Annotated in this window: 12 protein-coding genes; 10 read left to right on the forward strand and 2 right to left on the reverse strand. The window is 44.7% G+C overall.

The window, feature by feature from the left end:
- Nucleotides 1–547 precede the first annotated feature (547 nt).
- The 5 genes from cyoA to cyoE are packed head-to-tail and all read left to right on the forward strand — an operon-like array spanning nucleotide 548 to nucleotide 5,249.
- Entirely contained in the window at nucleotides 548–1,429 is an 882-nt protein-coding gene (gene cyoA / locus ACWYU8_RS04585; protein ID WP_457517546.1) for a ubiquinol oxidase subunit II, read from the forward strand.
- 5 nt (nucleotides 1,430–1,434) lie between these two features.
- Entirely contained in the window at nucleotides 1,435–3,471 is a 2,037-nt protein-coding gene (cyoB, locus tag ACWYU8_RS04590) for a cytochrome o ubiquinol oxidase subunit I (protein ID WP_457517548.1), read from the forward strand.
- Entirely contained in the window at nucleotides 3,461–4,063 is a 603-nt protein-coding gene (gene cyoC, locus ACWYU8_RS04595) for a cytochrome o ubiquinol oxidase subunit III (protein ID WP_457517550.1), read from the forward strand. Before cyoB ends, cyoC begins: the two co-directional genes overlap by 11 nt.
- Nucleotides 4,063–4,374 carry a cytochrome o ubiquinol oxidase subunit IV gene (cyoD, locus tag ACWYU8_RS04600; RefSeq protein WP_457517552.1) on the forward strand — a complete coding sequence of 104 codons (312 nt, stop codon included), beginning with the start codon at nucleotides 4,063–4,065 and terminating at the stop codon, nucleotides 4,372–4,374. Before cyoC ends, cyoD begins: the two co-directional genes overlap by 1 nt.
- Nucleotides 4,335–5,249: a heme o synthase gene (gene cyoE / locus ACWYU8_RS04605; protein ID WP_457517969.1), complete on the forward strand. Its 915-nt coding sequence runs from the start codon at nucleotides 4,335–4,337 to the stop codon at nucleotides 5,247–5,249. The genes cyoD and cyoE overlap by 40 nt, the downstream gene beginning before the upstream one ends.
- Nucleotides 5,250–5,544: 295 nt before the next feature.
- On the opposite strand, the gene ACWYU8_RS04610 is transcribed toward cyoE, so the two are convergent.
- Complete coding sequence (locus tag ACWYU8_RS04610; RefSeq protein WP_457517554.1) at nucleotides 5,545–6,588, reverse strand: alkene reductase; 1,044 nt, start codon at nucleotides 6,586–6,588, stop codon at nucleotides 5,545–5,547.
- A 164-nt stretch (nucleotides 6,589–6,752) separates the two neighbouring features.
- On the opposite strand from ACWYU8_RS04610, the gene ACWYU8_RS04615 reads away from it, so the two are divergent.
- Nucleotides 6,753–7,358 carry a TetR/AcrR family transcriptional regulator gene (locus tag ACWYU8_RS04615; RefSeq protein WP_457517556.1) on the forward strand — a complete coding sequence of 202 codons (606 nt, stop codon included), beginning with the start codon at nucleotides 6,753–6,755 and terminating at the stop codon, nucleotides 7,356–7,358.
- Between the two features lie 70 nt (nucleotides 7,359–7,428).
- On the opposite strand, the gene ACWYU8_RS04620 is transcribed toward ACWYU8_RS04615, so the two are convergent.
- Nucleotides 7,429–8,757, reverse strand: a complete 1,329-nt coding sequence (locus ACWYU8_RS04620; RefSeq protein ID WP_457517558.1) for a basic amino acid/polyamine antiporter — start codon at nucleotides 8,755–8,757, stop codon at nucleotides 7,429–7,431.
- Nucleotides 8,758–9,131: 374 nt separating this feature from the next.
- Here ACWYU8_RS04620 and ACWYU8_RS04625 point away from each other — a divergent pair, with 374 nt between their 5' ends.
- From ACWYU8_RS04625 to ACWYU8_RS04640, 4 genes are all read left to right on the forward strand, one after another.
- Entirely contained in the window at nucleotides 9,132–9,890 is a 759-nt protein-coding gene (locus ACWYU8_RS04625; RefSeq protein WP_457517559.1) for a hypothetical protein, read from the forward strand.
- Nucleotides 9,890–10,999 (forward strand): hypothetical protein, encoded by a 1,110-nt coding sequence (locus ACWYU8_RS04630; RefSeq protein WP_457517561.1) that lies wholly within the window; start codon nucleotides 9,890–9,892, stop codon nucleotides 10,997–10,999. Before ACWYU8_RS04625 ends, ACWYU8_RS04630 begins: the two co-directional genes overlap by 1 nt.
- A gap of 167 nt (nucleotides 11,000–11,166) precedes the next feature.
- Nucleotides 11,167–12,171 carry a 5'/3'-nucleotidase SurE gene (locus ACWYU8_RS04635; RefSeq protein ID WP_457517562.1) on the forward strand — a complete coding sequence of 335 codons (1,005 nt, stop codon included), beginning with the start codon at nucleotides 11,167–11,169 and terminating at the stop codon, nucleotides 12,169–12,171.
- A gap of 11 nt (nucleotides 12,172–12,182) precedes the next feature.
- A complete protein-coding gene (locus ACWYU8_RS04640; protein ID WP_457517564.1) occupies nucleotides 12,183–12,827 on the forward strand; it encodes a hypothetical protein in 645 nt (214 codons plus the stop codon).
- The last annotated feature ends 69 nt before the right edge of the window (nucleotides 12,828–12,896 follow it).

Below are 12,896 nucleotides of genomic sequence, written 5' to 3' on the forward strand. Positions count from 1 at the left end.
CATGATGTTTTTATCAAAGATCTTTCTGCTTTGAGTGAGTTTCAAATTAGCTATTTATATTGTGAATATCTCAGCTTATTGCTGGTTTTCATCTAAATACCATGTAAAAAATGTGTGAAATCGTTAAATTGATATAGATCACATTTTATTGGTTCGAGTTTTATCCAGATTGCTGGTTCGTTTTGAATGAGTAAATCGTCAATAGTCACGCTTCACTTTTCCCCTTTAACCCCTGTTATCTCTGGTTTAAGAGCTTTTTATGGCTGTCTGAAAACGTCAACATATCGTGTCATTTTTTATTTTAGTTAAATATAAATGAAATGTTAGTTTGCAGATATGGCTCGTGAGCTTTCACTTCTAAATCCTCATAATGCGGCCGAATGTAACATTGTATTTCAAAGTGTAACAACAAACTCACACTGTTAGTGTGGTTTTAATTGCGTTTTGACGTCCAATGTCGCATACGCTCAACACATAAACATTCTAATGACTATAACAACTGGTTCTAAGCGTTTGCTCTGCAACCAGACAACCATCGAGAAAGTTAATGGAAGCCTCAAGATATAAACGCATCTTATCGAGGGGGAGTCTGGCGTCCGTCATACTTTTGCTCTCAGGATGTAACTCAGCTTTGCTTGACCCAAAAGGTGCTATTGGTGTTCAGGAAAAAGAGTTGATCATTACTGCTCTTTTGCTGATGTTAATCGTTGTAATCCCCGTGATTCTAATGACGATTTACTTCGCCTACCGCTACAGAGCAAGCAACACTCATGAAGAGTACGCCCCTGAATGGTCGCACTCGACCAAAATCGAAGTGGTGGTATGGACTATTCCAATCATCATCGTTGCGATTCTAGCCGCTATCACTTGGCGTTCTACTCACGAACTGGAGCCGTCTAAGCCTCTGGTAAGTGACGTGAAACCAATGACGATAGAGGTGGTTGCGCTAGATTGGAAATGGCTGTTCATCTATCCGGAAGAAAACATTGCGACGGTTAACTACGTAGCATTTCCCAAAGATGTTCCTGTCCAGTTCAAGCTAACGTCCGACAACATCATGAACGCGTTCTTTATCCCTCGTCTGGGTACTCAGATTTACGCAATGCCAGGAATGGTAACCAAGCTGAATCTGATTGCTAACCACGAAGGGGATTACAAGGGCTTTGCTTCGAACTTCAGCGGAGAAGGTTTCTCACAAATGAAGTTTACTGCGTCAGCGATGCCTGACCGCGCTGCATTCCTGAATTGGGTGCAGAAAGTAAAAGCAAGTCCAGACCGTATCGAAGATTGGGTACAGTACAGCACGTTAGCTGAACCTAGTATTTCTGAGCCGGTGACTTTGTTCTCAAGTGTGCCTCCGTTCCTGTTCAGTAATGTCGTGACTCAGCATCCTGGTTCTATGAACTGTATGCCTGAAAACCAAGGATAATCGCAATGTTTGGAAGATTAACTCTGGATTCAATTCCATTCCACGAACCCATTATCGTCATCACCTTAGCGGTCGTGGCTTTAGCTGGGTTAGGTGTGGCTTACGCGGTAACGAAAGCGGGTAAGTGGCAGTATTTGTGGAATGAATGGTTTACTTCGGTAGACCACAAAAAACTTGGCTTTATGTACATCGCAGTTGCGATGGTAATGCTAATTCGTGGTTTCGCTGATGCGGTTATGATGCGTAGTCAGCAACTGCTATCATCTGCGGGTGAAGCGGGTTACCTGCCACCTGAACACTATGACCAAATCTTTACGGCTCACGGCGTGATCATGATTTTCTTCGTTGCGATGCCATTGGTTATTGGTCTGATGAACATCATCGTTCCGCTACAAATCGGCGCGCGTGACGTGGCATTCCCGTACCTGAACAACCTAAGCTTCTGGCTGTTTATCGTTGGTGTTATCCTGACGAACATGTCGCTTGGTCTTGGTGAGTTTGGCCGTACTGGTTGGTTGGCTTATCCACCATTGTCAGGTATCGACGCAAGTCCTGGCGTTGGTGTTGACTACTGGATTTGGGCGCTACAGATATCGGGTGTGGGTACAACGCTAACAGGTGTGAACTTCTTCGCAACTATCCTGCGCATGCGTACGCCTTCAATGCCAATGATGAAAATGCCTGTTTTCACTTGGGCATCTCTGTGTGCAAACATCTTGATCATTATTTCTTTCCCAATTCTGACGGTAACCATCGCGCTATTGACGCTGGATCGATACCTGGGTATGCACTTCTTTACCAATGATCTTGGCGGCAACGTAATGATGTACGTCAACCTGATTTGGGCATGGGGTCACCCGGAAGTTTACATTCTGATCCTGCCGATTTTCGGTGTGTTCTCAGAAGTAACCGCGACTTTCTCTCGCAAGAAGCTGTTTGGTTACACCTCGCTTGTATGGGCAACGGTTGTAATTACGGTTCTGGCGTTTGTTGTTTGGCTACATCACTTCTTCACAATGGGTTCTGGTGCGAACGTAAACGCCTTCTTTGGTATCGCCACGATGATCATTTCTATCCCAACCGGGGTTAAGATCTTCAACTGGCTGTTTACCATGTACAAAGGCCGTATTCGTTTTACCACTCCGATGCTATGGACAGTTGGCTTCCTGATCACCTTTACCGTTGGTGGTATGACAGGTGTATTGATGGCGGTACCGGGTGCGGACTTCGTTCTGCATAACTCAGTATTCCTGATCGCACACTTCCACAACGTAATTATCGGTGGTGTGGTATTCGGTTGTTTCGCTGCAATCACTTACTGGTTCCCGAAAGCTACAGGTTTCACCATGAACGAAACTTGGGGCAAACGTGCATTCTATCTTTGGATTATTGGCTTCTTGATGGCATTCCTACCGCTTTACGCGTTGGGCTTTATGGGTATGACCCGTCGTCTGAGCCAGGAAATCAACCCAGAATTCTTCCCACTATTAGCGGTTGCTGCTGCTGGTACGGGTGTGATTGCACTGGGCGTATTGTCACAATTTATCCAGATCTACGTAAGTATCCGTGACCGCGAGCAAAACCGCGATCTGACTGGTGACCCGTGGGGCGGCCGTACTCTTGAGTGGGCAACGTCTTCACCACCACCGTTCTACAACTTTGCACACCTTCCAAAAGGTGATGTGCTGGATGCATTCTGGTACCAAAAACAAAGTGGTGAGTTTGATCCGACTAAGGAAGTGGAATACGAGCGTATTCACATGCCTAAGAACACTGCAACTGGTATCTACGTATCAGCATGGTCACTGCTATTCGGCTTTGGCATGATTTGGTACATCTGGTGGCTGGCTGGTTTGAGTTTTGTTGCCATCATCGTGACTTGTATCAAACACAGTTACAACGACGACGTGGATTACTACGTTGAAGTTGAAGAAATCAAAGCCATTGAAGCAGCACGACGTGCTCAGCTTGAAGAAGCGAAAAAAGGTTCAGTGAAAGACAACGAAAACAAAGATGATCTGGAGGTGACGTATGCAAACTAATGTCGCTGCTCATCATGACCATGATCACCACCATGATACTAACGGCAATAAGCTGTTTGGTTTCTGGGTTTACCTGATGAGTGACTGTGTACTGTTCGCGACTCTGTTTGCGACATACGCGGTACTTTCAAGCAACTCGATTGCTGGTCCAACAGGTAAAGATATTTTCGAACTGCCTTTCGTGTTTGTTGAAACCATGCTGCTGCTATTCAGTAGTATCACGTTTGGTTTTGGCATGATCGCGATGAAACGCAAAGATGTTGCTGGCCTTAAACGCTGGCTGCAAATTACTTTTGCACTGGGTCTTGGCTTCATCTGTATGGAAGTTTACGAGTTCCATCATTTGATCGCTAAAGGTTACGGCCCTCAGGCAAGTGCGTTTCTTTCTGCGTTCTTTACTCTGGTAGGTACGCACGGCTTGCACGTGTCATTTGGTCTGATTTGGTTGGCGATCGCGTATCACCAACTGTCGACTAAAGGTCTGAACGATAACATGGCGATGCGTTTTAACTGCTTGAGCCTGTTCTGGCACTTCCTGGATATTGTCTGGATCTGTGTCTTTACCATCGTTTACTTACTGGGGGTAATGTAATGGGACAACATATTGAAACAAGTGCGTCTGATTACGTTAAAGGCTTTGTTGCATCACTATTCTTAACAGTGATTCCATTCTACTTTGTTTGGGCGCAAACTTTGCCAGAGACCACAACATACGCGGTTCTGTTTGGCTGTGCACTGGTTCAGATCTTTGTGCACTTCAAATACTTCCTGCATATGGAAGCGAAGACCTCTGATGGTCGCTGGAATCTGGTTTCACTGATGTTTACCGCCATTGTTGTGCTTATTCTGATCGCAGGTTCGGTCTGGATTATCTACAACATGAACGTCAACATGAAGTTGTAGGCCAAGGTATGCTGAAAAGTTATTTGTCTATCACCAAACCGGGCATTATTTTCGGCAACCTGATTTCTGTTGCGGCGGGGTTCTTCCTCGCCGCAAAAACAGAACCTGCTAGCCTGACGTTGTTTCTGACAACGTTGGCTGGTGTGGCGCTAGTTATTGCTTCAGGTTGTGTGGTGAACAATATTTTTGACCGCGATATCGATCAAAAGATGGCGCGTACTCAGAACCGAGAGTTGGCTAAAGGTAACATCAATATTGATGTCGCGTTTGTCTATGCTTTGGTTCTGCTTTTGGTTGGAACGGGGTTACTGTTTCAACTTGTTAATCCGCTTTCTGCGGTGGTTGTTCTGCTTGGTTATGTGTACTACGTTTTCTTTTACACCATGTGGTACAAGCGTAATTCGGTATATGGAACCTTAGTCGGCAGTATTTCTGGCGCTGTTCCACCATTAGTTGGCTATCTGGCAGTGACAAACTTCATTAGCTTAGAAGCTATTTTACTGTTCACCATGTTCTGCCTGTGGCAAATGCCGCATTCGTACGCGATTGCTATGTTCCGCATGCAAGACTACCGTGAAGCAGGTATTCCGGTTCTGCCTGTGACAGCGGGCATCCATAAAGCGCATCGTCATATGAAAGCTTACGTGGTCGCCTTTGGCGCAGTGTCACTGGGATTATTTTTGCTCGGCGAAGCGGGGTATGAATATCTGGCTGTCGCAGCCGCTGTTTGCTTTATGTGGACAAAAGTCACTTTCAAAAGCATCGACGAGGATAACTATGTCGCATGGTCGAAGTCGGTGTTTAAAGTCTCTTTGCTGGTGGTAATGGGCATTAGTGGTGTGCTGGGAGTAGAGCTACTTCCGTTAGCGATATAACTGCTATAAAACAGCGACTAACGACGAATGTTAATCGCTGAACCACCGGATATATTTATTAATGTGCACGATGTTCATGCTGGTGTGTCATTCCGAGGAGCCTAAGCGACATCAGGAATCTAATCACTGCAAACTCGTAGTTCAAGCTAACACTTTTAACACAAAGACTTTCGGTTAGTAGATCCTGAATCACGCTCCTTCGTCGCTGTTCAGGAAGACTGGATAGCGTGAATGTTCTGAATATGCCGTTCGCTGTCATACGAGCGGCACTACTCACTTAAATTAGCAAAGGGTACTAAACCAGTGTTTCCAACATTGCTGCGTCATATTCAACAAGTTCTTGATTTTGCTGAACTCGGCTGATGTAGTCTGGGTTCGCGATAAATGGACGACCAATTGCAATCAAATCGAATTTATTCTCCTTAATCGCTTCTGCTCCTGTTTCGGCGGTATAACCACCCACACCCATCAATGTCTTTGAATAAGTCTCTCGCATGTATTGCGATACGCGACCACCAAGGAAATCAAACTCCATGCTGTCATCAAACATGCCTTCATGAAGGTAAGCAAGATTGCGCTTTTCAACTTCAGGGAGGAAATAGTCGAACACCTGACGATCACGAACATCGGTTTCCATGTGAGCATAACCAGCAGGGGATACACGTAAACCGGTAAGGTCTGCACCGATACGTTCAACTACCGCATCAATCACTTCGAGTGGGAAGCGAGACATGTTTTCTGGCGTTTCACCGTATTCGTCAGTACGACGGTTTGTATCGTGATGTAAGAACTGATCGATCAGGTAACCATTTGCTGCATGGATTTCTACGCCATCAAATCCAGCGTCGATGGCGTTTTGTGCCGCCTGTGCGTAGTCTTCAACCAGCTGAGTAATCTCTTCGTGAGTTGCGGCTTTTGGTACGGTGTAAACGAGCTCTCGCATACGAGGAACAGTGCCATCAAATGCAACTGCAGATGGTGCTAATACGTACTCTCCACCGAAGAAAGTAGGATGGGCAACACGGCCTGTATGCCAAAGTTGGGCAAAGATCTTCCCGCCGTTCGCGTGCACTGCATCGGTAACTTTTTTCCAACCTGTAATCTGTGCCTGAGTAAATAGCCCCGGAGTATTCGGGTAACCCTGACCATCCGGGCGAATAATCGTTGCCTCAGAGATGATCAAACCTGCGTCAGCACGTTTCGCGTAGTATTCCACCATCGCGTCCGTAGGAACCAAATCAGCATCTGCCATACAGCGGGTTAGTGGCGCCATCGCAATTTTGTTTTTTAGTGTAATTTTGTCGTTGAGTTTATACGCTTCGAATAATGTTGTTGTCATGAGCATGCTCCTAATGAACGCTAGGGTCATATGCTAACTCTTTTTTGAATGCTCATTCAAGATGTTTTTTGAACGTTCATTCAAATTGCTTGTAGAACCGTGTTAACCTCAGTAAACTTGGGGTGTTTGAAAGTGACAGAGCCCAGCTAGTTGAGAAATGCCAGATGAGAAATGCCGAATTCGACCGAGAATATGTTTTAAGTTCAGCGATGAATGAGTTCATCGCCAAAGGCTACAATAAAACCAGCATGCAGGATTTAAAGCGTGCGACTGGGCTCCATCCGGGTTCCATTTACTGTGCTTTTGAGAACAAAAGAGGTCTATTGCTCGCTGCGCTGGATCATTATGCGACGACAAAGTCCATGTCTTTTGAACAGTTCTTTGATGATCCTAAACATATCTTATCCGGCTTTGAGTGCTATCTTCATGACATTATCGAATTCAGTGAATGTGAAAACGGTAAAGGTTGTCTGTTACAAAAGTCTTTAAGCGAACTTGACCAGCAAGATGAAGAGGTTGAGCAAATTATCCGTAATATGCTCGATCAGTGGAAACGTAATATCCAATTGAAACTGGAGCAGGCAAAAGCCAACCTTGAGATTGATTCCCGTACTGATTGCGAGTTATTGAGTGACTATCTGGTTATGAATATTTATGGCTTGCGTTCGTTTGCCAGTACAAAACCATCTGAAGCGCGTCTGGCGCAGCTCGTAGACAAAATCATGCATAGCTTGAAGAATAGTTGCGTTGAGGATGGCGTAATTGGATAAGCACTGCGAACCCACATACGTGAAAGGATGGCAGGGTAGCCATCCTTTTTAATTGCGCTTTTAAGTACGTTTACGCAGTTGCGAGTTGGCGATGTTGACGTCGACTGTAGAGATATAGCGCAATGCCTGGGATATATAGAATCGCTGACAGCAATAATGTATCGACGCCTGCCGCATAGACCAGCCAAAGACCATAAATACTTGCTCCAAAACCAATGAATTTTAAGTGAAATTTGGCTTTGGTTTGTATGGATAACTTAAGCAGATATGCACCAACCAGGAAGTAGGGTATCAAAATCATTGACGTCGAAATCAACACCAGTGAGTTATAACCCTCGCCAGTGAACATAACGAGTAGTAAACAGAATTGTACGGTTAAACTGGTCAGTAGCAGCGAGTTTTTTGGGGTGTCATTGCCATTCAATTTGGCAAAAAATTTCGGAAACGCACCGTACTTAGCTGCTGTGTAAGGTACTTCCGCAGAATACAAAATCCAACTTAAGTAAGAAGCCAAAACCGACACAATTAAACCAATACTGATCACGGCTTTACCCCATGTGCCAGTCATCATTGCCATCAGCCCAGCCATGGATGGATTGGTTATCGTGGCGATCTCAGTACGTGAAGCGATGCCAAGCGACATAAGGGAAATCAATACGTACAAAATTAATGCAGCAATGACGCCAAGGTAGGTAGCGCGGCCAATATCTTTGCGGTTTTTTGCTCGGCTGGATAAAATCACCGCACCTTCAATCCCGGTAAATACCCATAGCGTAATCAGCATGGTGCCTTTCACTTGTTCGATAAAAGGTTGCTGGAGTGACGTTCCTTGTGCATCGATATGAAAGGTATCTACATCAAAAAAGTGGTATGCGGCGAACACAAAGACGATTAACGGTACGCTCTTTGCCAACGTAGCCAGTAAATTAATGAACGCAGCTTGCGTGACGCCTCTTAGAATTAAGCTATGAACGGCCCACAATACAAGGGATTCGCAGATGAAAGCATAGATGGTGGTACCGTCACCAAATAATGTGAATTCAGTCGTATCTACGAATGCGCCAAGAGCAGCAAACGCCACGACGAGATAGCCTACGACGCCAATAGTCGCGCACAACCAATATCCCCATGCAGAAAGGAAACCAGCCAGATCACCAAACCCTTCTCTCGCATAGGCATAAATACCACCGTCTAAATCTGGTTTAAGGCGTGATAGATGAAGAAAGCAGCCAGCCAGTAGCAAAATACCCACACCAGTGATCGTCCAACCGACAATCATAGCGTTAAGCCCAGCCACCTCTGCCATGTTTTGCGGCAAACTAAAGATACCAGCGCCAACCATTGAACTGAATACTAACGCGGTTAATCCGGCTAAGCTGATTTTTTTACTTCGAATCATAACGGGTACTTAATCCTTGAAATAGTGACTTAATTTAGCAATGTGTTCAGGCCCGATGCCACTAACCAGGATCGACATTGGTTTATTTTTCATTTAATACCTTTTGGATTTCCAGCCGTTTAGATGGCTAAATCTAAATGAGAACGTTACCAAGTTCAACTGTTAATTGTCGTTCAGTCAGTGAATGCGCTTTTGATGTACAAAGTGATTGGGAATTGAGCAGCAGTTCAGTCCAAGCGATAAAATTGTCATATTGGCGTCATAACAATTAAGTAAATTCTTCACAAAAATGAAGGAACGCCATTGTTATGAACCACTTGACTACAAGAATGTGGAATCACAGCCATTCTCCCGGAGTATTTAGGGCATTTTGTGTGTTATTGATCACTACAACTTTGCTCGCTATCCAATTTCCTCTTGCAGCGTTGCCGCCGGTTTCCTCATTCAACCAGCTATCTTGCACTGAACTCAGCCAGAATAAGCAATCGTCAGCGGACAAAACCCGCTTAGATATTCTAATTCCAGCGCATACGATGGCTTTGCCATTGTTGTCCAAGCTCTGTGAAAACGGTCGATTATCTCAGCAGTATTCGGATATCGCGGTTCATTGGCTTCCCAGGCAGCACGTTACACCGCAAACCATCTACAGCCAAAAGTTTGATGTGATGTGGGCGAGAGACTATCAACTTGCAGGATTGAGTCCGGATTACGCTAAGTATTACGACAAGCTGCTTAATCTTCCTGGCTATGATGTGTTGTGGTTTGCGAATCAGGCCATTGATGACGAATTTCTAAAGACACATCGAATCGGACTTTTGAACGACACATTTAGCCGTTCTGGTTATCAGCTTCCCATGCAGCATCTAAAGCAGTTAGCCGTTGATGCAACTTCCGCTCAGATCTCCATGTATCAAACACGCAAAGAGCTGCTGGATGGCTTCACAAACGGTGAGGTAGACGTGATTGCTGGTACGAACTACAGCGCTTTAAATCAGCCTGAACAAAAGGTTCACAAGGCAGTTATCGCAAGTGGTGTCTCTGCTGGTGGCTGGTACATATCTCGTTCACTGGAGCGCTTATCCGATGAGGTTTCACAACGTCATTTAACGCAGGCGTTGGGAGCAATTCTATAATGGGTCTGAAATCGATATCGCTTACGAAATGGAAAGTTTTTACAGGGCTGACACTCTTCTATCTGGTGGTTTCGTTAGTTGGTGGAGTGTATTTCACCCAATCCCGCTATCAAAAATATTTAGACGACGATCTTAGTCAGGCGAGGAGTCAAATATGGCTTGATGGGGCTGAAACAGGGGAGCAGAATCAAACACAAACTATCTTCAAGCTGAAAAGCCAACGAGCGCTAGAGCAAATCAACTGGAGCAACCCGATACACATTTTTAATCAGTGCCAAATAGCGGAACCTTCACAACAGAAAGTTTCGTTTGGTTTTCCCTACCAATTCTCTCTCGATTTATCGTCCACTCAATCCGGCGATTTTCTTGAAATAGAGTGCTATATGCAAAGTGGCACCTGGTTAGTGAGTTCTCTTTTACTGTCGGTCTTCTCGATATTTTTATTTTCATTTCAACCACGTCCCTTAAACAGTACAGACCTGAAATTACTCAAACAATTACAGTCATTTGATGAGGCCAGCCCCGATCTGAAACTGTGGAAACGAGCGATTCAACAATTTCGCTTAACGAATCCAGAAGGCAAGATCAATGAAGACTACCTTTACAGGTTACTCAAAGCACAAGTCGAAAACATGAGCGCTGTTGAGGACAAAGTTTCACTACTTAAAAAGGCATCGAAGCCACTCCGTTTATCTTTTTCGGTTAACAATGGGAATGTGAGTGTCGCCGTTAACGATGTCGTGATTCCTGTATCAGTGACCCCAGCGATCTACTGGTTGTGGTATGCGAAAAAGCGCGTTAATGAACGTGAAGAAGGCTGGGTACTTAACCCGCCAAGTAACCGACCTTCGCAGCAACTGGCTTCGGAATTAATTACTTTAATGGAGAATTACGGTGGTCACGGCAGAGCGATCAGTGAGTTAAAACTGCATGGGTTAAAGGCAAAGACGCTCGACCAAAATCGCAATAAAATTAAAGATGCCGTGTTCAATGTCTTAGGAGAAAGCTTTGTCGAACAACTGGGCTTTGAAAGCGATAAGCAAGGTGATAACGCTCAGTCGATTTACCGTTTGAAGATATCTCCAAATGCAATTTTAATAAATGGATAGAAATTTAAGTTTATGATTCTAAATATAAAAAACTTAGAGATATCTCTAAGTACGGTAGAGTGGAATCTGTAACGAAAGCGTCATCTTATTTCGCCAAAGTAGCTGCCAACACGTTAAGACAAGGCGTCTGAACGGAAACTAAAAGCAGTGAAATAAACGGAAATATTATGAACAAACTATCAAAACTTTGCCTCGCTATGGCAGTGAGCTCTGCATGTGTAATGTCATCAAATGCATTCGCGTTAAATATCGTTTTAACCAACGACGACAGCTGGGAAACGACCAATATTAATGTGTTGAAATCGGCGTTAGAAGAAGCAGGGCATGACGTCATTATGTCAGCGCCTTGTACCGGGCAAAGTGGCAAAGGTGGGGCGATGAGCCATTTCAGACCAGTGTCCATTGATGAATCACAAGCGGCATCTCAGGAATACTGTGTAGGTGATACCGATACCAGCGTTGCTTTTAAAGATTATGTCGAAGGCACGCCTGTGATGGCTGCGATTTATGGTATCGACATTGCGGCGAAGAATGTGTGGGGTCAAAACCCAGACTTGGTTATCTCCGGACCGAACGAAGGCAACAACTTGGGTTTCATGAACAATAACTCTGGTACTTTAGGAGCAACGATGGCGGCGCTAAGTCGCGGCATCCCAGCGCTTGCAATCAGTGCTCATCACAATACTTCGAGCGATGCAGAACAGTCCCAGCTTGTTGCTGATGTTGTCGTCGACATTGTGGCTCAACTTGTTGCGAATCAGCCATCGGGTGCTCCGTTATTACCTGCCTATACAGGTTTAAACGTCAATACACCTGAAGATATGAAGAACCATTTAGGCTACAAATTCACCGATGTAGGCTGGAATGGTGGTGGTGCAGAATTCGCCTTTAGTGAAGATCTTTCTCAAAACAGCACCGCAATCTACTACATGATGAGTAGTCTGATGGAGGAGGGGATGGATTCAACTGAGGCACAAGTTCAAGCTGTGGCTTTACTAAAGGATCAAAAAGGATTGTCTTTCAATTTGGGTGACGCTGGTGACACCAATGAAAACTCAGAAGGCGTAGCGGTAAACCAAGGTTATATCACCATTAGTACTATTGACGGAAATATCCAGGCGGCGCGTGGCAAAGTGGCACTGGTAGAACAACGTCTTGTTGGCCTGGAATAGGAGCAACAAGAATGAAACAACAGAATATTCTGATTGTCACTTTACTATCGGTTTCCGCTCTATGGGGGTGTGACAGCGATAGCGATGAGACCAATCCAGTGCAAAATGGTGTTTATGAAGGCGTTATCTGGGGAAGCGATGTCTCACCAGACGCTGCGCAGATCACTTTACAGGATGGTGTGCAACCACTGCTTACGCTTTGGGATTCAAGAGATCACCAAGTTTCGTATCTGGGTACGCAAAACGATGAGAAAATTACTTTTGCTGCGGCTTTAGTCAGTTGTGAAATAAATGGTAATGGCCTCTCATGCAGCAATGCTAATGGCTCTTCGGTTTTATCATCGGTGAGCTTGGAAAGTGCAGATCTTGGCAGTTTCGCGGGTACGTATCAGGCCAGATACTCTGACGCTCTGTATCAGATGTCGGTCGATCAATCGGGAACATTGTCGTTAACCGGTTCTTCCTGTCAAAGCGAAGGTTCACTTACCATTTCTACTGACCCAGAAAATTTGGTAACGATGGAATTGTTTGATGAGCAATGCATTCAAGCAGGCAATGTCAACATCGCAACAATTGAAGTGGATAATGACACTTTGGTTAGTATCAATGTCCAGACAGACAGTGATCAGTTCCCACAGGTATGGGTTAAGCTATAAAAATTTACACTGTAAACAAAAAGCCGCTTAACAATAAGCGGCTTTTAAATATATATGCATCAAGGTGAG

The sequence above is a fragment of the Vibrio limimangrovi genome (genome assembly GCF_054064025.1).

Coding starts and splice junctions, on each gene's coding strand:
- cyoA (WP_457517546.1), top strand. CDS start 548: ATGGAAGCCTCAAGATATAAACGCATCTTATCGAGGGGGAGTCTGGCG.
- cyoB (WP_457517548.1), top strand. CDS start 1,435: ATGTTTGGAAGATTAACTCTGGATTCAATTCCATTCCACGAACCCATT.
- cyoC (WP_457517550.1), top strand. CDS start 3,461: ATGCAAACTAATGTCGCTGCTCATCATGACCATGATCACCACCATGAT.
- cyoD (WP_457517552.1), top strand. CDS start 4,063: ATGGGACAACATATTGAAACAAGTGCGTCTGATTACGTTAAAGGCTTT.
- ACWYU8_RS04610 (WP_457517554.1), bottom strand. CDS start 6,588: ATGACAACAACATTATTCGAAGCGTATAAACTCAACGACAAAATTACA.
- ACWYU8_RS04615 (WP_457517556.1), top strand. CDS start 6,753: ATGAGAAATGCCGAATTCGACCGAGAATATGTTTTAAGTTCAGCGATG.
- ACWYU8_RS04620 (WP_457517558.1), bottom strand. CDS start 8,757: ATGATTCGAAGTAAAAAAATCAGCTTAGCCGGATTAACCGCGTTAGTA.
- ACWYU8_RS04630 (WP_457517561.1), top strand. CDS start 9,890: ATGGGTCTGAAATCGATATCGCTTACGAAATGGAAAGTTTTTACAGGG.
- ACWYU8_RS04635 (WP_457517562.1), top strand. CDS start 11,167: ATGAACAAACTATCAAAACTTTGCCTCGCTATGGCAGTGAGCTCTGCA.
- ACWYU8_RS04640 (WP_457517564.1), top strand. CDS start 12,183: ATGAAACAACAGAATATTCTGATTGTCACTTTACTATCGGTTTCCGCT.